Annotated in this window: 18 protein-coding genes; 7 read left to right on the top strand and 11 right to left on the bottom strand. The window is 73.0% G+C overall.

Annotation, left to right across the window (positions count from 1 at the left end):
- Positions 1-45: 45 nt before the first annotated feature.
- A complete protein-coding gene (locus tag ADL15_RS30640) occupies positions 46-333 on the bottom strand; it encodes a hypothetical protein (RefSeq protein ID WP_157441700.1) in 288 nt (95 codons plus the stop codon).
- Positions 334-337: 4 nt separating this feature from the next.
- Positions 338-1,204, bottom strand: coding sequence for a TolB family protein (locus tag ADL15_RS30645; protein ID WP_067698432.1), 867 nt, complete (start codon positions 1,202-1,204; stop codon positions 338-340).
- 929 nt (positions 1,205-2,133) lie between these two features.
- Between ADL15_RS30645 and ADL15_RS30650 the strand changes: the two genes are divergently transcribed.
- A complete protein-coding gene (locus ADL15_RS30650) occupies positions 2,134-2,655 on the top strand; it encodes a hypothetical protein (protein WP_067698434.1) in 522 nt (173 codons plus the stop codon).
- Here the strand turns inward: ADL15_RS30650 and ADL15_RS30655 are convergent.
- Positions 2,624-3,346 (bottom strand): helix-turn-helix domain-containing protein, encoded by a 723-nt coding sequence (locus ADL15_RS30655; RefSeq protein ID WP_067698436.1) that lies wholly within the window; start codon positions 3,344-3,346, stop codon positions 2,624-2,626. The genes ADL15_RS30650 and ADL15_RS30655 overlap by 32 nt on opposite strands.
- Positions 3,347-3,395: 49 nt before the next feature.
- Here ADL15_RS30655 and ADL15_RS30660 point away from each other — a divergent pair, with 49 nt between their 5' ends.
- Together ADL15_RS30660 and ADL15_RS30665 are read left to right on the top strand one after the other, a co-directional pair.
- On the top strand, positions 3,396-4,256 hold the full coding sequence (locus tag ADL15_RS30660) for a hypothetical protein (protein WP_067698438.1): 861 nt from the start codon (positions 3,396-3,398) through the stop codon (positions 4,254-4,256).
- On the top strand, positions 4,253-4,981 hold the full coding sequence (locus ADL15_RS30665; RefSeq protein ID WP_067698440.1) for a VOC family protein: 729 nt from the start codon (positions 4,253-4,255) through the stop codon (positions 4,979-4,981). The genes ADL15_RS30660 and ADL15_RS30665 overlap by 4 nt, the downstream gene beginning before the upstream one ends.
- A 136-nt stretch (positions 4,982-5,117) precedes the next feature.
- Here the strand turns inward: ADL15_RS30665 and ADL15_RS30670 are convergent, their stop codons facing one another.
- Together ADL15_RS30670 and ADL15_RS30675 are read right to left on the bottom strand one after the other, a co-directional pair.
- Complete coding sequence (locus ADL15_RS30670) at positions 5,118-5,777, bottom strand: DUF4352 domain-containing protein (protein WP_067698442.1); 660 nt, start codon at positions 5,775-5,777, stop codon at positions 5,118-5,120.
- A 937-nt stretch (positions 5,778-6,714) separates the two neighbouring features.
- Positions 6,715-7,335 carry a hypothetical protein gene (locus ADL15_RS30675; RefSeq protein ID WP_067698445.1) on the bottom strand — a complete coding sequence of 207 codons (621 nt, stop codon included), beginning with the start codon at positions 7,333-7,335 and terminating at the stop codon, positions 6,715-6,717.
- Positions 7,336-7,382: 47 nt separating this feature from the next.
- Between ADL15_RS30675 and ADL15_RS30680 the strand changes: the two genes are divergently transcribed.
- Entirely contained in the window at positions 7,383-8,090 is a 708-nt protein-coding gene (locus tag ADL15_RS30680) for a hypothetical protein (protein WP_157441701.1), read from the top strand.
- Here ADL15_RS30680 and ADL15_RS30685 read toward each other — a convergent pair.
- From ADL15_RS30685 to ADL15_RS30710, 6 genes are all read right to left on the bottom strand, one after another.
- Complete coding sequence (locus ADL15_RS30685) at positions 8,071-8,574, bottom strand: helix-turn-helix domain-containing protein (protein WP_067698449.1); 504 nt, start codon at positions 8,572-8,574, stop codon at positions 8,071-8,073. The genes ADL15_RS30680 and ADL15_RS30685 overlap by 20 nt on opposite strands.
- A 93-nt stretch (positions 8,575-8,667) precedes the next feature.
- Positions 8,668-9,300 carry a hypothetical protein gene (locus ADL15_RS30690; protein WP_067698451.1) on the bottom strand — a complete coding sequence of 211 codons (633 nt, stop codon included), beginning with the start codon at positions 9,298-9,300 and terminating at the stop codon, positions 8,668-8,670.
- A 53-nt stretch (positions 9,301-9,353) separates the two neighbouring features.
- A complete protein-coding gene (locus tag ADL15_RS30695; protein ID WP_067698453.1) occupies positions 9,354-10,175 on the bottom strand; it encodes an SIMPL domain-containing protein in 822 nt (273 codons plus the stop codon).
- Between the two features lie 50 nt (positions 10,176-10,225).
- On the bottom strand, positions 10,226-11,518 hold the full coding sequence (locus ADL15_RS30700) for an ABC transporter permease (protein ID WP_067698455.1): 1,293 nt from the start codon (positions 11,516-11,518) through the stop codon (positions 10,226-10,228).
- Positions 11,515-12,207, bottom strand: a complete 693-nt coding sequence (locus tag ADL15_RS30705; RefSeq protein ID WP_067698457.1) for an ABC transporter ATP-binding protein — start codon at positions 12,205-12,207, stop codon at positions 11,515-11,517. The genes ADL15_RS30700 and ADL15_RS30705 overlap by 4 nt, the downstream gene beginning before the upstream one ends.
- Entirely contained in the window at positions 12,204-13,184 is a 981-nt protein-coding gene (locus ADL15_RS30710; RefSeq protein ID WP_232344517.1) for an efflux RND transporter periplasmic adaptor subunit, read from the bottom strand. Before ADL15_RS30710 ends, ADL15_RS30705 begins: the two co-directional genes overlap by 4 nt.
- Before the next feature lie 203 nt (positions 13,185-13,387).
- Here ADL15_RS30710 and ADL15_RS30715 point away from each other — a divergent pair, with 203 nt between their 5' ends.
- From ADL15_RS30715 to ADL15_RS30725, 3 genes are all read left to right on the top strand, one after another.
- The gene (locus ADL15_RS30715) at positions 13,388-18,232 is read left to right on the top strand and encodes a diguanylate cyclase (RefSeq protein WP_157441702.1); all 4,845 of its coding nucleotides are present in this window, start codon (positions 13,388-13,390) and stop codon (positions 18,230-18,232) included.
- Positions 18,232-20,154: a putative bifunctional diguanylate cyclase/phosphodiesterase gene (locus tag ADL15_RS30720; protein WP_067698461.1), complete on the top strand. Its 1,923-nt coding sequence runs from the start codon at positions 18,232-18,234 to the stop codon at positions 20,152-20,154. Before ADL15_RS30715 ends, ADL15_RS30720 begins: the two co-directional genes overlap by 1 nt.
- Positions 20,155-20,507: 353 nt before the next feature.
- Positions 20,508-21,242, top strand: a 735-nt coding sequence (locus tag ADL15_RS30725; RefSeq protein ID WP_083971941.1) for an ATP-grasp domain-containing protein, incomplete at its 3' end; no start/stop codon positions are given.

A 21,242-nucleotide genomic window follows, 5' to 3' on the forward strand; every position in this document is an offset into this window, starting at 1 on the left:
TCCCAGTAACAACCATGACCATCAATGCTTCTGCGCTCGCCGGGTTCAGGTGTTCTGGAAGAGCAGCAGCATTCCGCCGGCGACCAGGGCCACACCCAGCACGGTGCCGGCCGCCACCCCGATCCCGACCTGCCGCCACGGCTTCTTGGCCACCAGGATCAGGACCGCGACGAGTCCGGCCGGCGCCAGATAGATCTCCAGCAGGCCGTAGAAACCGACGTACGCCCGGCCACCACCGTCCGTGGTCGCGGCCAGCCCGAACATGAACGCCAGCAGGATCACGTGCGGTGCGACAGCGATCCCCGAACCGATCCACCGCTGCCTATGCTGCATCCGCTCAGCCTGCCAGGGGGTAGTCCACGTAGGCGAAGCGGGTGCCGTCCGGCGACCAGCTGTTGACGTTGATGGTGCCCTGGCCGCCCGGCAGCTCCACGATCGTGCGCGCGGCCGGCCAGTCGTCGCCCTCGACCAGGCGCAGCTCGACGAGCCGGTCGGCCGGGTGGCCCTCGGTGCCCGGCGGGTAGCTCAGGTACACCGCCCGGCTGCCGTCCGGCGCGAAGTGCGGGAACCAGTTGACCCGCCCGTCGTGGGTGAGCTGCTCCATCCCGGTGCCGTCCGGGCGGATCCGGGCGATCTGGGCGTGGCCGTACCGCTCGGTGTTGAAGTAGATCCAGTCGCCGGCGGGGTGGTACTCCGGCCCGTCGTCCGCACCGGGTCCGCTGGTCAGCGCGGTGCTCGGCCCGCCATCGGCGCGGATCGTCCAGAGGGTGCCGGTGTCCCACCGGCCGGGCTCGAGGCCGACGTAGGCGAGCGTCGCCCCGTCCGGGCTCACCCCGTGCAGGAAGTGCATCCAGTTCTCCGCGGCCGTGATCTTTTGCCCCGCGCCACCCGCGAGCGACGCCCGGTAGAGGTGCCCGTCATTCCCGGACAAGAAGATGTCCTCGCCGCCGGGCGCCAGCACGTGGTCGTTGTTCAGCTCGGGCACACCCTCGAGCGGGATGAGCCGCGGCGCCGCCGAACCGTCCGCGGGCAGGGTCCACAGCAGCCCGTCCCCGTTCACCACCAACTGATCGTTCGCGGTCCAGTTAGGCGCTTCAAACAAAACCAGAGCACTTTTGTGTACGACGGTGAGCACACCACTGTCGACCTCACACACCAGGATCCGGCACTGCTGGCCGGGTGCGAGCGTCCGCGCACTCGCCATCAGAGCTCCCTGGCGGAGGTGGCGGCGGCGGTCAGCGTGGTCAGCGACGGTGGCAACATGGCGCGACTCCCGAGATCTTGGAAGTCAACGTGTACACGCCCCCGGCCACCCGGGCCAGCGCACACCTGCGCCGCAGTCATTCCCGCAGCGTCGTGCCGCACCACCGCTAAGTCATCCTAGGAAGATAGGACAGGAGTGGGGGCCTGCGAACTCAGCCGGGCCAGGCCAAACCGAAATGAACCGGGCCGCTCGGGCAGACCCGCTCCCCTGACGCACAGGCGCTCACCCGCCGGGACCGCGAGCCCGCATCGTGGTCCCGGCGACGGAACACCCACCGGGACCACTGGCCGGACACCAACGACGGCGGCATCTGATCCCGGACGTCCGTGCCCGCGTTGCCACCCCGGCTGGCCCTCACGGCCCCTATGGGTCCCGCATAACGGCCACCAGGACCAGCCGGGCAAACCGAGCCGGCCCTCACGACCGCCAGGACCAGCCGGGCAAACCGAGCCGGCCCTCACGGCCACCAGGACCAGCCGGGCAAACCGAGCCGGCCCTCACGACCCTTATGGGTCCCGCTTAAGGGCCGTCAGCACCAGCCGGGGCTTGAGAGGGCCGCTGGTTCCGGTGTGGGCTGGTGCTGACGGTCCTCTCGCCCCCCCTGAGGGGACCGTGAGCGCCAGCCGGGGCCGTGAGTCGCGTCGCGGCCGGGTGGGGCGGCGGGCGGCGCGGGCTCCCTGGCGTACCGGAAAAGGCGCGGCCTGGAAAGGAAGCGGACCGTGAGCGGACCGTGGGCGGTGAGTGGCGGTTGTGGGGACGGTGCCCGCTTGTCAATCGGCGACCACGGTGGCGGGTAGGCTCCCCTTGACGGCTTGATCGGTGCTCAGGCGCCGATCACGGGGGCGCCGTGCGAGCGAAGGGTCACACAGATGGACGTGCACGATACGGAAACCGACGACGGCGTCGGTGCGGCGCCGGCGGTGGCGAGGTTGCTGCTGGAGCTTCGCGGGCGGACCACGGTCGAGGTCAAGCCGGTCGGGCGGAGCCTGCAGGTGCGGCCGCCGGGCGCGCGGAACGTCGCGGTGCACATCCACCCCGGCGGGGTGGACATCGCGGTGGCGCGGGCACAGGCCGACGAGATCGCCGAGACGATCGACGGCGCGACCGTGAAGGATCCGGACGACGTGGTGCCGTTCGTATCGGTCGAGGGACACCTGATCGACGCCAGTTACGACGCGGTGCTGGACGCCGCGGTGCAGGCCGTCGAGCTGCGCAAGGCCGGCGGACCGGTCAAGGCGGCCCGGGCCGCGGCAGCGCCCAAGGCGGCGAAAGCGGTCAAGGCCGCCAAGCCGGTCAAGCCGGCGCCCCGGCCCGAGTACCGGCCGATCTGTCCCAAGTGCAAGCAGTACGAGCTGCTGTTCAACGGCGAGTGCCCGTCCGGGTTCTGCTAGCGATCAGCGCGGCGGGGGTCAGACCGGCCAGCGCCGTCGACTCCCGGGTGAGGTGGGCCTGGTCCACGTACCCGGCCCGGGCCGCCAGCTCGCCGGCGGTCCCCTCGCCCAGCAGGCGCAGGAACCGCTGGAACCGGAGCACCCGCTGCATGGTCTTCGGGCCGTAGCCGGCCGCGGCGGTGAACCGGCGGCGCAACTGGCGGTCGCTCAGGCCGAGTTTCGCGGCGAGCTCGGGCACCCGCAGGTGTGGATCGTCGAGCAGCCGGACCGCGGCCAGCATCGCCGGGTCCGGCGGGCGCTCCCCGGCCAGCCGCCCGGTGAGCGTCACCATCCGGCGCAGCGCCTCGTCCGGGTCGAGGTCACCCCGCAACCGCCGGGCCGACTCCGGGCGCAGGTCCGCGAGATCGGCGCGGAGATTGCGCAGAGATTCCAGGGGTACGCCCAGCGTCGTCCCCCCGGCGCCCGGCCGCAGTCGTACGCCCATCAGCGTCTCCCCCGCCGGGAGTGTCGCGGGCATCGGACCGGTGTCCGGGCCGGCCAGGTACGCGCCGGTCCCGCTCTGCCAGATCAGGTCGACGCAGCCGTCCGGCAGGATCAGCGCCGGCGAGGAATCAGCCCCGACCGTCCGGCGCCACAGGCACACCGCGACCTCACGCAGGGGTGCCGGCGGCGCCCACTCGATGTAGCCCATGGCCGATTCTTACAAGACGAGCCGACCGGCCGCACCTAGCGTGGGTGGCATGACCGCTGATCTGCACGCTGCCGACCGGTTCCTGCAGGCCGAGAGCCGCCTGCTGGAACGCCGCCTGTTCGACGTCCTGATCCGGGACGGGTCACCGGACCCGGTGGTGGACGTGCTGCGCGGCTATCGCAACGCCGACGGCGGGTTCGGCCACGGCCTCGAACCGGACAAGCGCTGCCCGGCCAGTCTCCCGATCGACGTGGAGACCGCGTTCCAGGCCCTCGTCGCGGCCGGCGCCACCGACCACAGCCTGCTCGGGCCGGCCTGCGACTTCCTCGGCTCGGTGGCCGTCGACGGCGCGGTGCCCCTGGCGTTCCCGGTGATCGAGGACTATCCGCGGGCCGCGCACTGGACCGAGTGGACGTACGCGCCGGGGCTCAACCCGACGGCCGGGCTGGCCGGGCTGCTGCACCAGCTGGGTTTCGAGCACCCGTGGCGGGACGCGGCGACCGCGTACTGCTGGCGCGAGATCGAGTCGGGGAAGCTGCCGGACGAGGTGCACGCGCTGGGCGAGGCGATGACGTTCCTGGCCCACGTGCCGGACCGGGCACGCGCCGAGCGAGCCGCCGTGACGGTCCTGGAGCAGCTCACCGCCTCGCCGATGTTCGACCCGAAGCCCGGCGAGTACGGCCTGACCCCGCTGCACATCGCCGCGACCGCGGACTCGCCGTGGCGGACGCTGTTCGACGACACCCGGCTGCAGGCGAACCTGGACCAGCTCGCCGACGGCCAGCAGGACGACGGCGGGTGGACGATCACCTGGGAGCCGCCCGGGCAGGCGTCCCGGCTGGAGTGGCGCGGCATCGTGACGGTGCAGGCGGTGCGGACGCTCAGGTCGTACGGCAGGATCGGAGGATGACCCCGGAATCGATCGGCACGCTGCGGGCGGTGGCGCTGGACGCCGCCGATCATGAGCGGCTGGCCGTTTTCTATCAGGAGTTCGCCGGGTGGCAGCGGGTGCCGGACGACGACGATGACTGGATCACCCTCGACACCGCGGACGGCTGGCGCCTCGGCGTGCAGCGGGCCGCCGACCACGTGCCGCCGGAGTGGCCCGGTCAGGCGCGGCCGCAGCAGGCTCACCTGGACTTCCGGGCGTCATCGATCGACGCGGCCGCGGACCGTGCGGTGGCCCTCGGCGCGACCGTGCTGCGGCGCAACGAGCGGTGGCACACGCTCGCCGACCCGGCCGGGCACCCGTTCGACGTGTGCCTCGGCGCGGACGGTCCACGGACGCTGCTGGCCGGCGTGATGCTCGACTGCCCGGACGCCAAGACGCTGAGCCACTTCTATGCCGAGCTGCTCGGCAAGCCGGTGACGTACGAGGCGGACGGCATCGCCATGATCGGCGAGGATGGCGCGCAGCCGGTGATGTTCCAGCAGGTGACGGGATATGCGGCGCCGCGCTGGCCGGACCCCGCGTATCCGCAGCAGCTCCACCTGGACGTGACCGTCGCGGACGTGGCCGTGGCGGAACGGGCCGTGCTCGCCCTCGGCGCGACCCCGCTGGACGGCGCCGGCCCGAACTGGCGCGTCTACGCCGACCCGGCCGGCAAACCGTTCTGCCTGATCTGGGAGGACTAGCCGCACGGCCGTTCCGCCCCCGTCGCTGCCGTGGGCTGGTCCCCAGGGGTGTTTCCGGCCGTTCGACGCACCCCTGAGGACCAGCCCACGGCCGGGCGTCGCGGCGGCGCCTCACGGGCAGACTCGGCCTCCGGCTTCAGCGGGTGGTGTCCAGCGGCCAGGTCGCCGTGTCGGCCCCGTGCCTGATGTGCAGGACGTCCAGGCGGGTGTCCGCGCCGACCTCGAACACCAGCACGCGCTGCAGCGACCAGTCCGGTTCGAGGGCGGTGACCGGAAATGCCTGCAGCGCGGCGGACATGACCGGGTCGCTGCCGTAGCGGACGCCCCGCGTGTCGGTGAGCCACGCGTTGGCGTCCACGTCGGGCGTGAACGTGACGTCGCCGCTGTTGAGCACCTGCACGGTGACCGACACCAGGCGGTTGCCGGGCGCCGGGTCGAGTTCCGGGAAGCTCGACAGCTCCGGGTCCTGAACCCTCGGTATGGAGATCGTCATCGCCGCGCCGCGCACGTCGCGGATGGTCACCGGGCCGGCGGCCGGCACGGTCCACCCGGACGGCAGCGGCGGCGTCGTCGGCCCGGTCCAGCCGGACGTGCCGGGCGGCGTCGTCGGCCCGGTCCAGCCCGACGGCAGCGGCGGCATCGTCGGCATGGTCCAGCCCGACGGCAGCGGCGGGGCTGTGCCGGCCTGCTGCCGGGGCTCGGCCCGGAGCCCGATCGCGTCGATCGCCGGGGGTGGGCTGGACTCGGTCCGGGTCGCCCAGGTCACGGTCACACCGCCGGCCACGCAGATGGCCACGACGGCCAGCAGAGCGGCTACGTGAGCACGCCGCGACGCCGGCGCCGCCGGACCGATCGCCGACGGCGAGGTAGGGGTGAACCATCTCGCCTCAGATAGGTGAGCCGACCCTGACGGCGTGGCTACCAGCGAAGACGGATCCGCAGCCGCAGCCGACAAGGGTGACGAAGCGCCCGGCGAGGGCGGGGGCGCGGCCGACAAGGGCGGGTTTGCGGCCGACGCGGACCTGCGCATGGCCGCGCGGGTGACGAGCGCGCCGCCGGCCGCGGCCACGGCGGCGACAGCGACGACGGCCGCCCCGTCGCGCAGCCGCCGGGGCGGGAGGGATCCGGGTGGCTCCGTGGTCATGGCCGCCAGGATCGGCAGCCCGGCCACGAACCTGAGACCGAACGGCAACCGGTCCGCCCCAGCTCACCGCGACCCCGAAACTCCAGGTAGGCGTCGTCCCCCGACCACCTTTCCGGTACGCATACGGAGCGCCCGTCCGCAGGCTACGAGCCGAGTCCCGTGGTGGTCTCGCGCCACGCCCCGGCCCACTCCGGACCGCCCCGCGCCTCCCGCCCCCGGCTGGCGCTGGCGGCCCCCTCAACGACCCGGAAGCAGCCGTCAGCACCAGCCCGGCACAGTTCCGGGCGCCGGCTGGTTCTCGGGGGTGCCTCGAGCGGCCGGAAGCACCCCGGAGGACCAGCCGGCGGGCGGGACGCGCACCGCGGGGCCGGGGCAGGCAGGCACGCCGCGTCAGGCCGCCCTCGGGACGCGGCGCGAGTCCGGACGGCCGGCTGGCGGTCAGGGGTGTGTCGACGGTTGGGAGGCACCCCTGGGAACCAGCCACGACGTGGCGGCGCGGGGCGGTCTGGGTGGGGAGGGCGTCGCGCGGCCATCGCGGGACAGGGGGGCGCGGCCTGCGGGCGCTCCGTGCGCGGGCCGGAAAGGGCGGTCAGGGGGCTCCGGGCAGCGGGAATGTGGTTGCGCCGGCCGGGAGATGGATGGTCAGGAGGCGAGCGGCGGCGGGTGGGCGGGGCAGGAACTTGTGGTGGGCTCGCCACTCGGCGCCGTCGCCGCCGCCGTGACCGGAGGACATGCGGTAGGACGTGCCGAGATCGTCGGTGACCGTGACCGGGAGGTGCATGAGCGTCTCGCCCGGCCAGGACGGTGGGTGGTCGCGGTCGGGTGAGGTCGCCCAGGCCTCGAACGCGGCGCGGTAGGCGGTGACCGCCGCACGGGTCGCCGGGGTGGCCTCGGCGTCCAGGGTCACCTCTACGTGGTTGGCGATGGCGACGTCGGTGAGCAGCGCGCGGACGCCGTCATGGGTTTCAGCCGCGAGGACCGGGTTCGATAGCGGCAGGCGGACGCGGGGCACCCGCTCGACGGTGACGAGGTAGGCGTGGTCCGGATCGTCCAGGAACTCGGCGTGACAGGTGGCCAGGGCGGGGCCTTCCATACCGGCCGGGGTGAGGCGGTCCGGGGTGGTTGGGGGGAGGCGTTCCATGCTGCTGTCGGGGCCGGGGTTGCCGGGGCGGGGGAACAGCAGGGCCTCGACGGCTTCCTCGAAGGTCATGTCTGAGCTCCCCACACTCGATAGTGGACGGCGTTTACAGTGGCGCCATGGACCCGAGTCGACGCTTGTGGATGATTATGGCCACCTCGGCCGACGTCGACTGGCGGATCGCGGCGGGGGCGGTCGCGGCGGCCGCCGAGGTGCCGGTCGCGGTCGTGGTCATCGGGGCGGTGGTCGGTGCGGACGACCCGGTGCGGCCGCACGCGGCGGGCCTGCTGGAACTGACCGACGCCGGGCGGCTCAGCCTCGCCCGGGCGCGGGAGCTGGTGCTGGCGGTCCGGCAGGCCTACGGGATGGTGCTGGTGGCGGCGCCGGCCGGGATGCTCGTGCCGATCGGTGAGGACGGCTGGCACCTCGCCGACCTGACGGCGGCGGTGGGCGGGTCGGCGCTGGTGGTGACCGGGCCCGGGCCGGACTCGGTGAACCACGTGGCGCTGGCCCTCGGCGCACTGGCCGGGCACGGGATCTCCGGCTCGGTCATCACGATCGGTGTGCCACCGGCCCCTGATCCCGGTGCCGCCGGGGCAGGCCAGTCGGCCCCGGGTCCCGCTGCAGCGGACGCCACCGCCGGGGCGGGGCGGGCCGATCCCGGTGCGGCGGATTTCACCGAGGAGGGGCTGCCGGTCACGCCGATCGGGCGGATTCCGGCTGAGCGACCGGGTGGCCTGGCCGGGGCGGCGGCGGCGTGGTTCCACCCGTCAGGACGGCAGATCACGCCGCCGGCGCTGACCAGGGTCACGGATTGTCGTACATGACTCGCTGGACCACCTGGTAGACCTGGTCGGTGGTGAGGCCGTGCTGTCGGGCGATGTCGCCGACGGCGTGGCCGTCGGCGTAGGCGGCGACGATCGCGTCCTCGTCCGGGAGGTCCCGCGGCGGCGGATAGGCGTAGGCCTGCGGGGAGTAGGGCTGGGGCGGCGCGTAGTACTGCGGGGCCGGGTACTGCGGCGCAGGAGCAGCCGGGGCCGGATACTGCGGGGCCGGATACTGCGGCGCGGGAGCCGGCGGGTAGTAGCCCTGATCCGGTGGCGGGGCGTAATAGGCCGGCGGCGGGTATTGGGGCGGCTGGCCCGGATATCCCGGGACCGGCGGGCCCACCTCGCGCTCGACCACCGCGTAGACCTGCGCCACGGTGAGGCCGTAACGCGCGGCGATGCCCTGCACGTCGTGCCCGTCGCCGAACTCCGCGACGATGTGGTCGTCCCTGCTCTGATACGCCTCGATGCCGTCCGCAGCCACGCCCTCACGCTACCCGCCCGCCGCCACGACCCGCGGGCACCGGCGTTGCCGCGGGCCGGTCCGGGCGGAGATGACGGTCGATCGACCGAGGGCTCAGCGGGCGGGGACGCCCGGACCGGCCAGCTCCTCGAGGAAGCCGTCGTCCACCTCGGTGCCGACCCGGTCGACGCAGGGCCGGATCAGCTGATCGCCCCACGCGTCCTCGATGGCGGTCCCGATCCGCAGGGCCAGGGCGCCCGGCAGCATGGTCACGAGGACCGAGGCGGCGAGGTACCCGAGGGCGTCGGAGCCGTCGCGGCTGCCCCACACCGGGTCGGGACCACCGGCCTGCGCCGCGACCGCCAGCATCACGCCGTAACAGCTGAGCGCGAACGCGCCGAACACCAGCACGAGCAGGGCGGTCCAGACCCGCACGCCCCCGCGCGGACTCCACCCGGGCACCCGCTTCTTGATCCAGGCGGTCAGCTCGGGTTCCACCAGGTCCGGCGGCACGTCCGCCGGCCGCCGATGGGACGCCGCGAGGGCCAGGAGCCGGGCCGGATCACGACCTTTGCCGTACGCCAGCAGCACCCGCACCCCGAACGGGTCGGCGGCGGTGACCAGATCGACCCGCACCCGGCGCACCACCCGGTTCGTGCCGCGCAGCACCAGCGTCAGCAGCAGGACGGCGGCCACGATCACGCTCAGCGAGACGACCAGGATGGTGGTGGGAGTCCAGTGCCACACAGTCGCCCCCCGGGGTGCCGTCGTGACCACCGACGATAACCGGGCGGGTCCACTCAGGAGCGGGCTGCCACTGCCGGGTCGAGGACCCACTCCACGGTGACGGTGACGGTCAGGCGCTGGCGGCCCGGCTCGATCGGGATCGGGGCGTCCGCGCCGGCCATCGTCGACATCATCCGGTCCGGTTCGATCGGGGAGCCGGATCCCGGGGTCGACTCGCTGACCTTGACGACGCGGCCGAGCGGGCGACCGGCTTCCTTGGCGTACAAAATCGCCTTTGCCTTGGCGTCGGCGAACGCCTTCGTGCGGGCCGCGGTGAGCAGCGCGGTGTCGTTCTCGATCGCGAACGACGCTCCGTTGAGCCGGGCGGCGTCACCACCCGCGGCGATGGTCGCGGTCATCAGCGCGCCGGCCTGCGGCAGGTTCCGGATCTTCGCGGTCAGGCCCTGGGTCACCGTGTAGCCGGTGATCTTGCCGTTCTTGTCCCGGCTGGTGCCGATGCCGACGGTGGAGGTCTGCAGCTCGGCGGCGGCGACCTTGGCGTGCAGCAGCGCGTCGCGCATCCGGGTGGCGGCCGCGGTGGCCCGCTTGAGCGCCTCGGCGACGGTGGCCGCGCTGGTCTCCACGGAGAATTCGGTGGTCAGCGTGTCGGGCGTGCCGACCGCCTCACCCCGCCCGGTGACCAGCACACTCTCCCAGGGCTGATCCGCGGACGGCGAAACCAGCGCGACACCCGACGACGAGACCAGCCCGCCGCCGGACGCCGCACCCCGTGCGCCCGCGGCGAACGCCGGGCGCGCGTCGACCAGCCCGGCCGAGAGCGTGATGAGCGTGGCCAGCGAGACCGCAGCCGGCACAGCGATTCGTGATTTATTCATGTTTTTACCTTAAGTCGGCTTTATGCCCCACTTTAGGCTAAAACATACCACTAGGCGCGCATCACCGTCGCGATCGGGATTCCGGCGGCGCGGATCGCCGGGATGAAACCGCCCAGCACGCCTGCCACCAGACCGGCCACGATCCCGGAGACCCCCGCCGACCACGGGAACTCCACCCCCTGCAGGAACGGCTGCGATGGCCCCACCACCACCGTCAGCACCTTCAGCCCGGCCACGCTCAACCCGATCGCCAGCCCCGCGGTCAGCAGCCCGGTCAGCAACGTCTCGGCCAGCACGATCCCGGCCAGCACGGCCCGCGGCGTACCCACCGCCCGGCGCAGCGCGAACTCCTCGACCCGCTCCCCCACCGTGGCCAGGCCGACGTTCAGCACCCCGGCCGCGCCGATGATCAGCACCAGGCTGGCCATCGCCAGGAAGATCAGGCGGAGCAGGTTCAGCTCGTCCTTCATGTCCTTGCGCGAGTTGATCGTCTCGGCGGCGATGCCCTCCGCGCCGAGCGCCTTCAGCTTGGTGATCAGCACCTGTTCCACCGGGGTGGAGCCGGCCAGCAGCACCTGCGTGTCGACCGCGGAGTTCGGGTCGCTCATCCGGGCCATCGGCAGCCAGGTGGACAGCTCGTCGAGCCGGACGTACGCGTGCGGCGACTGGTCACCGTCCTTGACCACGCCCACGATCTGCGGGGTCAGGTTGGCGGTGGCGCCGGCGATCCGCATCTCGGCGGGCACCTGATAACGCTCGAAGCCCTTGGCCGCCTCCTCGTTGAGCACGAGTCGCGGGGCCATCATCGCCTGGCTGCCGAAGTCGAGCCAGGTCCCGGACTTGGGCCGGTACGGCCGGAACTCCCGCACGTCCCCGGTCAGCGCCGAGACCCGCAGCTCGATCGCCTGCCCCTCGGGCGCGCCGGCGTTCGGGTCGTAGCAGTTGCCGCTGTTGTCGCAGACCTGCATGCCCCCGCCCCAGTCCTGGTCGAACGGGGAGCCGCCCTCGTTGATCGGCCGGACGCCGGGTTCACCGATGATCGCGCTGAAGCCGAACATCGCCACGGCGTCGGTGCGGCCCTTGACCGTGTCCACCACCGCCTGGCCGGCCGCGGCGCCGGACGGTACGCCGTACAGGACCTTGGTGCCGTCGATCCCGGAGCTCAGTTCCAGGTCGGACAGCTGCAGCCGTTCGGCGATGCCGGCGCCGGCCTGGACCACGACCACCGCGAGCACGCCGAGGAACAGGCTCACCATGGAGAGGAAGGTGCGCAGTTTGCGGGCCCGGATGCCCTGCAACCCGATGATCGACGCCGAGCGGAGCCGGCCGGAGAGGCGTTTCATACCGTGGCCATCCGTTCGGTGAGCACGCCGGTGTTCAGGTCGAGGATCCGGCCCATCCGGGCGGCGTGGTCCCGGTCGTGAGTGACCAGGATCAGCGCGCACCCGCGGGTGGTCGCCTCCAGCAGCGCGTCGATCACCAGCGCGCCGGTCTCGGTGTCCAGGGCACCGGTCGGCTCGTCGGCGAGCAGGATCCGCGGCTCGCGGACCAGGGCGCGGGCGATCGCCACCCGCTGCTGTTCACCACCGGACATCCGGGTGGGGCGGTTCTTCGCCAGGTGGGCGATGCCGACCTGCTCGAGCGCGGTCATCACCCGGGCACGGCGGTCCCGGCGGGGCAGCCAGCCCTGGCCGTTGATCAGGGCCATCGCCACGTTCTGTGCCGCGGTCAGGTGCTTGAGCAGGAAGAACCGCTGGAACACGAACCCGAAATGCGAGCTGCGCAGTTTCGCGGCGTGCCGTTCCGGCAGCCGGCTGATGTCCCGGCCGTCGAGGGCGTAGGTGCCGGAGTCCGCCCGGTCGAACAGCCCGAGCACGCTGAGCAGGGTGCTCTTGCCGGAGCCGGAACGCCCGACGATGGCGACGCTCTCGCCGGCCCGCACGGTCAGGTCGACGCCGTCCAGGATGGTGCGGGGCTCCTTCTGGCCCTTGAGCACCTTGGTGATGCCGGACATCGCGATCAGCTCGGTCATCCGCCGGTCACCCCGCCGTCGGCCGGAGCGGCGGCGGTGGGCAGGTTCGGGCCGGGAATCGCCACGGTCTCGTCGCCCTTGAGCCCCTTCTTGATCTCGACGACCTTGCCGTCGGAGAGCCCGAGCACCACGTCGACGGTCTTGCGGGTGTGGTTCTCCCCGGTGACCACGTCCACCTTGCCCTTGCCCTGCGTGCCGGCGACCGCCTCGACCGGCAGGACCAGCACCTTCGACGCCTTGTCGGTGATCACTTCGAGGGTCACGTCGGCGCCGTTGATCAGCTTGACGCTGGCCGGGGGCACGCAGACCAGCCGCATCCCGGTCGGCTCGGAGCCGCCGGAACTGCCGCTGCCGCCCTCGCTGCCCGGGTTGGCCTGGGGCACGCCCGCCGACGAATCCGGCTTCGGCGCCGTGGTGGTCACGGCCGGTTCCGGGATGGTGCCGGCCGGCAGCGCCGCGATGGTGCCGAGCGCCTTGCACGAGAACGGCCCGGGACCGTTTTTGATCTGCGCCCGGACCTGCTTGACCGCGCTGGAGATCCGGTAGGCCTGCGCGCTGTCGATCTCCGCGACGATCCCGTACCCGGAGTGCTGCGCGGAGACCACCGGCATGCCCTTGGCCACGTCGGAGCGGTCGTCCATCAGCCGGCCCGCGAAGATCGACCCCTGCGGGATCTCCACCCGCCGGGGGAAGCCGTCGTGCCAGACGCTGGCCACCCAGATCGGCAGGCTCGCCGGCACCTTCGACGGGGTGCGGTCGACGAAGCGCAGCTCACCGTCGGTGGGCGCGACGATCCCGTAGATCGGGTTGATGGTCACCTTGCCGGCCAGACTGATCTTGTTGCTGAGGTCCTGCCGGGTCGGCTGGACCGTGGTCAGCACCGTGCCGCGCTCGGCGAGCCCTGGCGTCGCGGTGGTCTCGTCCGCCGACGAACACCCGGCCAGCGGACCCCCGACCAGGGCGAATCCCAGTAACACCACTCCCAGCCGGACAGGCCTGCTCGTTACCACCGGATCCCCCGTCGTCAATGTCGTAAGTAGCGCGGCGAAGGGTACCGGATCGACGCAAGGCCGCTCCGCCTCGGTTTCAAAGATCAAACCCCGCTGTGGTACGACCTGAGCACCGCCGGAAATGTGGCTGAATCCTCACAGCTCACCCGTTGCGTGCCGATGGACAGGGAGTGAGGTCTGACCAGCTCGAAGAACTGCTGTACGACAGCGAGCGCACCCGCGTGGCCCGGGTCCGCGACGACGACGGCACGTGGGTGATCCGCAAACAGCCGCTCGGCCCGGATGCCGCCGAACGCCTGCGCAACGAGCTGGCGGTGCTGCGCCGCCTCGACGGGGTGGTCGGCACACCCCGGCTGGCCGGCACGCACGCCTCCACCGAGGTGCTCACCCTGCGCGACACACCGGCCCGGACGCTCGCCGAGCTACCCAAGCCGTGGGCCGGCCGCGCGCTGATCGACGTGGCGCACGGCCTGGCCGAGGTGCTCGCCGCGATCCACCGGCACGGGGTGATCCACCGCGACGTCAGCCCGGCGAACGTGCTGGTCGCCACGGACGGCGGCGCGCCCACCCTGATCGACTTCGAGCTGGCCACCCTGGCCGTCCAGGACCGGGCCACCCCGGTGCCCGAGGGCGGGCTGGCCGGCACCCTGCCCTACCTGGCCCCGGAGCAGACCGGCCGCACCGGCCGCCCGGTCGACCACCGTGCCGACCTGTACGCCCTCGGCGCCACCCTGTACGAGCTGGCCACCGGCGCACCGCCGTTCGGCCGGGACCGGGACCCGCTGAGCCTGATCCACGACCACCTGGCCACGGTGCCCACGCCGCCCGCCGAGGTCAACCCGCAGATCCCGGCCACCCTGTCGGCGATCATCATGCGGCTGCTGCGCAAGGAGCCGGACCAGCGCTACCAGAGCGGCGAGGGCCTGGCGTACGACCTCGCCCTGCTCCGCGAGGAGCCGGTGTTCCCGCTCGGTGCCCGGGACTTCCCGCTGCGCCTGACCCCGCCGGCCCAGCTGATCGGGCGGGCCGAGCCGCTCGCCGCGCTGCACACCCTGCTCGCCGAGGCCACCGCCGGACGCAGCGTGCTCGCCCTGATCACCGGCCCGTCCGGGGTCGGCAAGACCAGCCTGGTCGACCGGTTGCGCCCGGCCGTCACGGCGGCCGGCGGCCGGTTCGTCTCCGGCAAGTTCGACCAGTTCCGCCACGACATCGGCGGCGACGCCGTCCGCGAGGCCTTCGACATGCTCGGCAGCCAGCTGCTGGCCGAGTCCGACGAGGTGGTCGCCGAGCTGCGCGAGCAGCTGCGCGCCGCGCTCGGCCCGAACACCGGCCTGGTCAGCGCGATGATGCCGCCGTTCCGGGCGCTGCTCGGCGTCGAACCGGAGCCACCGGCCGGCGACGATCCGCGGTCGGTGTTCGCCCGGCTCCGGCTGGCCGTGCTCGCCGTGTTGCGTACCGTGACCCGCAGCGACAGCCCGGTGGTCTTCTTCCTCGACGACCTGCAGTGGGCGGCCGGCGCCGCGTTCCGGTTCCTCGACGACGTGCTCGACCAGACCGACCTGCCCGGCCTGCTGGTGCTCGGCGCGTACCGGGAGGAGACGATCGACGAGGCCCACCCGCTCTCCGCGCTGCTGGTCCGGCTGCACCACGATCACGGGCCGGCCGGCGAGATCCGCCTGGACAACCTCGGCCCGGACGACCTGCCGCTGCTGGTCGCCGGGATGCTGCGGCTTCCGGTCACCGACGCCGCGCCGCTCGCCGCGGTGCTCGCCGGGCGCACCGGCGGGAACCCGTTCGACACCGTCGAGCTGCTCAACGCGCTGCGCTCCGAGGGCGCGCTGGTACCGGACGGCGCGACCTGGCGCTGGGACGAGGCCGAGGTGCGGCGCTCCCTCGGGCACGGCGACGTGGTGGCGCTGCTCGGCGCCCGGATCGGCGCGCTGCCGGACGAGGCGCGCGCCCTGGTCACCACGATGGCCGGGCTCGGCGGCGAGGTGGATCTGGACCTGCTGCGGGTGGCGTCCGGGCAGAGTCCGGAAGAGATCACTGTGGCGCTGCGGCCGGCGGTCGACGACGGGCTGCTGTCGGTCGACGAGGTGGCGGCCCGGTTCCGGCACGACCGGGTGCACCAGGCCGCTTTCGGCCGGTTGGCCCCCGACGATCGCACCGCGCGGAGCCTGACCCTGGCGCGGCGGCTCGCGGCCGACCCGGTGCACATGGCCGCCGCCGCTCCGCAGTACCTCGCCGCGATCGACGCTCTGGTCGTACCGGGAATCGCTTTTCCGGAAGAAAAAGCGACCGCTGCCGCGCTGCTGCGCCGGGCCGCAGCGGCCGCGCGGCTCGTCGCCAACCATGCGGCGGTCGAGGTCCATCTCGCGGCCGCGCTGCGGCTGACCGAAAAAAACCATGCAGAGTACGACGGTACGTACGCGGAGTGGCACGCGGCCCTGTGCGGGCTGGGCCGGTACGACGAGGCCGACCGGGTGTTCGCCGACCTGGCCGCCGGCGACCACGACCCGGTGTGGCTGACCGGGCCGGTCACCGAGCAGATCGGCACCCTGACCACCCGTCGGATGCTGCCCGAGGCCCTGTCGCTGGGCCTGGACCAGCTGCGCCGCCTCGGCGTCGAGGTGCCCGGCCCGGACGCGATCGGCCCGCGGGTCGGCGCCGGACTGGCCGCGTTCTACCGCTGGCTGGCCACCGCCGGCGACCGCCCGGACGTCCCGGAGTTGACCGCTCCGGATCAGCTCGCGATCGCGCAGCTGCTCAACCGGCTGTCCCCGGCCGCGTTCTTCGCCGACCACCAGGTGCTGGCCTGGCTGGTCGCCGAGGCCGCGCAGATGTGGGCCGGGCACGGCGTGTGCGCGCCGCTGGTCGGCTCGCTCAGCAACATCGGCATCCTCACCATCGCCGGCGGCGGCGAGCGCCGGGACGCCTACCGGGCGCTCCAGGCGATCATCCGGATCGGCGAGGCGCACGGCTACGAGCCGGAGGTGTCGCAGGCCAAGTCGCTGCACGCGCTCGCCGGGGTGCCGTGGTTCGAACCGCTGGAGAACGGGGTGCGACTGGCACACCAGGCCCGGGACGGGCTGCTGCGCGGCGGCGACCTGCGCAGCGCGTTCTACACGTTCTACGCGTCGGTGCCGCAGGTGCTGGGCAGCGCGCCGAACCTGGCCGCCTTCGCCAAGGAGGCGCAGGCCGCCGAGGCGTTCGCGGCCCGGATCGGCGCGGAGTACGAGGCGTCGATGTTCGTCGTCGGCGGGCGCCTGGTCCGGGCGCTGCGCGGCGAGACCGGCACGGACGGCTCGCTCGGCGAGTTCCCCGGGCTGACCGGCAACGACGCGGCCAGCGCGTTCTTCGCCGCGGCGCAGGCGCTGTCCGCCGGGATCTTCGGCGACGACGAGACCATGGCCCGGCACAGTGCCCGGGCGATCCGGCTGCTGCACACCATCCCGGGCGTCTACCTGCACGCACCGGCGCACGTGATGGCCGCGCTCGGCGCCGCGATCCGGGCCGGGCTCACCACCGGCGCGGACCGCGACGAGGCGCTCGCCGACCTGGACCGCAGCCGGGACTTCCTGGCCGCCCGGGCCGCCGACCAGCCGGGCAACTTCCGGCACCTGCACCGGTTCGTGGAGGCCACCCGGGCCGCCACGCACGGCGACTTCATCGCCGCGGCCCGCGCGTACGACTCCGCGATGTCGGACGCCGCGACCGCCGGACGGTCCTGGCACGCGCCGCTGATCACCGAACGGGCCGCGCTGTTCTACCTCGAGCAGGGCTTCGAGCACGTCGGCGCCCGGCTGCTCGCCGAGGCGTTGCAGGGTTACACCCGGTGGGGCGCGACCGGCAAGGTGCACCAGCTGAAGCGGTCGTACCCGTCGCTCGGCTCGGCGCTCGGCACCACCGCCGGGCCGCGCACCACCACGCTCAACGGCGCGCACAGCATCAACCTGTCCACCGAGGTGATCGACCTGATGGCGGTGCTCGAGGCGGCCCGGGTGCTCAGCTCGGAGACCGACCTGAACCGGCTGCGGCGCAAGGTGCAGGACGTGCTCAAGGCGATGACCGGGGCGACCACCGTGCACGTGGTGCTCTGGGACACCGCCGCCGGCGGCTGGATGCTGCCGGAACCGCGGCTGCCGGTCGCCGACGCGGCCCGGCAGGGCCTGCTGCCGCTGACCGCGGTCCGGTACGCCGAACGCACCCGGGAACCGCTGCTCGTCGACGACGTGTCGCTGGACGGGCGGGTCGGGCGCGACCCGTACTTCGCCGGGCTCGAGCACTGCTCGCTGCTGGTGGTGCCGGTGCTCAGCCAGGGCCAGCCGCGGGCCATGCTGCTGCTGGAGAACCGGCTGACCCGGCGGGCGTTCTCGGCCGGCCGGCTCGACGCGGTCCAGCTGATCGCCGGTCAGCTCACCGTCTCACTGGAGAACGCCCAGGTGTACGCGTCGCTGGAACGCAAGGTCGCGGAACGTACCGAGGAGCTGAACGAGGCGAACCGCCGCCTCGAGGTGCTCACCGTGACCGACCCGCTGACCGGGCTGCCGAACCGGCGCAAGCTGAACACGTTCCTCGACGCGGAGTGGCTGCGCTCGGTGCGGTCCAACGAGCCGATCGGTGTCGCGATGGTCGACATCGACAGCTTCAAGAAGTACAACGACCACTACGGCCACCAGGGCGGTGACAACACCCTGCGGCTGGTCGCCGAGGCACTGCGCGACAGCGTCCGGGTCACCGACCTGGTCGCCCGGTACGGCGGTGAGGAGTTCTGCATCGTGATGCCGGGCGCCAACACCGAGAACGCCCTGGTCGTCGCGGAACGCGCGTGCAAGGCGGTGGCCCGGATGCGCGAGCCGCACGCGCTCGCCGACACCGGGATCGTCACCGTCAGCGTCGGCGTCACCTCGGCGAACCCGGCCACCGCGGCCGGACCGGACCAGCTCACCAAGCTGGCCGACGAGGCGCTCTACGAGGCGAAGCGCGCCGGCCGCAACCGGGTCGTGGGTGGCTGATGCGGGTGCGGCCGGGCGCCCGGCGGATCATGGTCGGCGCGCTGGTGGCGATGCTCGCGCTGCTGTCCGGCTCGGCCGTGCTGGAGAGCCGCCGGCACGGCGCCATCGTCGAGGACATCATCCGGGCCGGCAATCAGGTCGCCGCGTACGAGCGGGCGGCGTACCTGTCGGCCCGGGAGATGGCGCTGATCGAGGCGACCGCGAACGACCCGCAGGGCCTGGAACGCCAGCAGCTGCTCACCGTCGACGAGCAGGCCCACCAGGCCACGATGGTCATCTCGAGGATGGACTGGGAGACCGAGGCGCGGGCGGAGGCCGCCAACCTCGCCCAGCGGCAGGTCAACCTGCGCGGTTCCATCCTCTGGTACCTCGCCCTGCTCGATCGCCGCGAGCACGCCAAGGCCCTGGCGGCCCTCGAGACCGACATCGTGCCCAGTTACCGCCGCAACATGGCGCGCCTGCAGGAGCTGCGAGATCAACACCAGGCACGGTACGAACGACGCGTCACGACGGCCCAGTACGAGTCGGACCGGCTGCTCTGGGCCAGCCTGATCAGTTTCGGGCTCACGCTGGTGATGCTCGCGCTGTTCGGCTGGACCGTCCGCGCCCACCGCCGCCGGGTCGAGACGATGGCCGCCACCGACACGCTCACCGGCCTGCCGAACCGGGCCGCGTTCACCCTGCACACCCAGAAGGCGATCGCCGCCGTGGCGGTCCGCGACGCGCCCGGGCTGACCGTGCTGACCGTCAACATCGACGGGTTCCGGCACGTCAACGACCAGCTCGGCCCGAACATCGGCGACCGGTTGCTGGCCGAGGCCGGGTGGCGGATGTCCGCCGCGGTCCGGGAGACCGACCTGGTCGCCCGGATCGGTGGCGACGAGTTCGCCATCCTGCTGCGCGACACCGACCCGGGCCGCGCCGCGATCGTCGCCGAACGGCTCCGGGAGGGGTTCGACCAGCCGTTCCACCTCGACGACATCACCGTCGACCTGGAGATCAGCATCGGCGCCGCGACCGCGGCGCCGGACGACGACGTCAGCACCCTGCTCGGGCACGCCGACACCGCGATGCACGAGGCGAAACAGCAGCACGACGGGTTCCGGCACTTCAGCCCGCACACCGGGCAGGACAGCACCGCCCGGCTGAGCCTGCTCGGCGACCTGCGCCGCGGCCTCGACGACGCCGGCCAGTTCACCCTGCACTACCAGGCCAAGATCCGGTTGACCGACGGCTCGGTCACCGGGGTGGAGGCCCTGGCCCGCTGGCACCACCCGGTGAAGGGGCCGGTGTCACCCGGGCAGTTCGTCCCGGTGCTGGAGACCACCAGCCTGATCCACCGCTTCACCGAGCGGGTGCTGACCATCGCCCTGCGCCAGGCCCGGATCTGGCTGGACGCTGGCCACCGGGTCCCGGTCGCGGTGAACGTCTCCACCCGCAGCCTGCTCGACGAGACCTTTCCCGGGCGGCTGGCCGCGCTCCTGGACTCCAGTGGCGTACCCGGTGACATGCTCTGCGTCGAGATCACCGAGTACACCGTGATGTCCGACCCGGCCACCACGATCGCGGCGCTGCACCAGATCCGCGCCCTCGGCGTGAAGACCTCGATCGACGACTTCGGCACCGGGTACTCGTCCCTGGCGTACCTGAAACTCCTCCCGGTCGACGAGCTGAAGATCGACCGCTCCTTCGTCGCCGACATGGTCACCGACCCGAGCAGCCGCGCCCTGGTCGCCTCCGCCGTCGACCTGGCCCACAACCTTGGCCTGACGGTCGTGGCCGAGGGCGTGGAGGACGCACCGACCGCGGAAGCCTTGAGCCAGCTCGACTGCGACACGGCCCAGGGCTCCTTCTTCGCCCGCCCGGTCCCCGCCGACGAGGTCTCCCTGACCCGCCGCCCCCTCCCCCTGACCACCAGCTGACCCCCACTGCCCGCCGCCCGGCTGCGGCCACCGCCCTGCCACTGCGCTGCCCAGCCACCGCTGCGCCGCCACCTCGCGGCCCGGCCACCGCTACCCAGCCACCGCTGCGCAGCCCCCTCGCGGCCCGGGTGCCGCTGCGCCGCGCTACCGCCTGGTCACCGCGCGGCCGCCCGGCTGGCCGCTTTCCCTCGCTGCCGTTGCCCCGCCGCGCGGCTGTCCCGCCGCGCGACCGCGCCGCCTCGCCACCCACCCTCCCTTTCCCGATCTTGGTAAGTCGCGCCCTTATGTCCAACTCGCCAAGATCGCGCCGAGAGCGGCGGGTGGGACGGGGGTAGCCTCGCGGGGGGATGTGGATGATGTTGCTGGTTCCGGGGGACGTGGTGCGGCCGCGCCGGCCCGACGAGCATTTCGCCGACGAGGTGGCCGCGGCCCGCGAGTCCGGCATCGAGGTCGCGGTCATCGACCACGACGCCCTGTCCCGCGGCGGTCCGGGCGACGAGGCGGTGTCCCGGGTCCCGCCCGGAGCCGACGCCGTCTACCGCGGCTGGATGCTGCAGGCCGACCGGTACACCGCCCTCGCGGACGCCCTGTCCCGCCGCGATGTGACCCTGCGTACCAATGCGGACCAGTACCGGCAGGCGCACGAACTGCCCGGCTGGTACCGGGCCGCCGAGGCGCACACCCCGGAGTCGGTCTGGACCACCGGCGACACCCGTGCGGACTTCACCACGGCCTGCGCCACTCTCGGCCGGGGACCGGCGGTCCTGCGCGACTACTCCAAGTCGATGAAGCACCACTGGCACGAGGCCGCCTACATCCCGGACGTGGCCGACCCGGACGCCGCCTGGCGGGTGGCGAGCCGCTTCCGCGAACTGCGCGACGACGAGTTCACCGGCGGCTTCGTCCTGCGCCGCTTCGAACACTTCACCGGCCCCGAGGTCCGCACCTGGTGGACCCACGGCACCTGCCGCCTGATCACCGCCCACCCGGACACCCCCGACGACCTCCCACCCCCGGACCTCGACCTCACCCCGCTGGAACCCCTGATGCGAACGCTGGCCCTCCCGTTCACCACCGCCGACCTGATC

Source organism: Actinoplanes awajinensis subsp. mycoplanecinus (genome assembly GCF_001509495.1).
In the GTDB taxonomy this organism is placed as follows: Bacteria; Actinomycetota; Actinomycetes; order Mycobacteriales; family Micromonosporaceae; genus Actinoplanes; species Actinoplanes palleronii.

Excerpts from the sequence above, each read along its gene's own strand:
- ADL15_RS30640 (WP_157441700.1), bottom strand. The coding sequence starts at position 333 with ATGCAGCATAGGCAGCGGTGGATCGGTTCGGGGATCGCTGTCGCACCG.
- ADL15_RS30645 (WP_067698432.1), bottom strand. The coding sequence starts at position 1,204 with ATGGCGAGTGCGCGGACGCTCGCACCCGGCCAGCAGTGCCGGATCCTG.
- ADL15_RS30650 (WP_067698434.1), top strand. The coding sequence starts at position 2,134 with ATGGACGTGCACGATACGGAAACCGACGACGGCGTCGGTGCGGCGCCG.
- ADL15_RS30655 (WP_067698436.1), bottom strand. The coding sequence starts at position 3,346 with ATGGGCTACATCGAGTGGGCGCCGCCGGCACCCCTGCGTGAGGTCGCG.
- ADL15_RS30660 (WP_067698438.1), top strand. The coding sequence starts at position 3,396 with ATGACCGCTGATCTGCACGCTGCCGACCGGTTCCTGCAGGCCGAGAGC.
- ADL15_RS30665 (WP_067698440.1), top strand. The coding sequence starts at position 4,253 with ATGACCCCGGAATCGATCGGCACGCTGCGGGCGGTGGCGCTGGACGCC.
- ADL15_RS30675 (WP_067698445.1), bottom strand. The coding sequence starts at position 7,335 with ATGACCTTCGAGGAAGCCGTCGAGGCCCTGCTGTTCCCCCGCCCCGGC.
- ADL15_RS30680 (WP_157441701.1), top strand. The coding sequence starts at position 7,383 with ATGGACCCGAGTCGACGCTTGTGGATGATTATGGCCACCTCGGCCGAC.
- ADL15_RS30695 (WP_067698453.1), bottom strand. The coding sequence starts at position 10,175 with ATGAATAAATCACGAATCGCTGTGCCGGCTGCGGTCTCGCTGGCCACG.
- ADL15_RS30700 (WP_067698455.1), bottom strand. The coding sequence starts at position 11,518 with ATGAAACGCCTCTCCGGCCGGCTCCGCTCGGCGTCGATCATCGGGTTG.
- ADL15_RS30705 (WP_067698457.1), bottom strand. The coding sequence starts at position 12,207 with ATGACCGAGCTGATCGCGATGTCCGGCATCACCAAGGTGCTCAAGGGC.
- ADL15_RS30720 (WP_067698461.1), top strand. The coding sequence starts at position 18,232 with ATGCGGGTGCGGCCGGGCGCCCGGCGGATCATGGTCGGCGCGCTGGTG.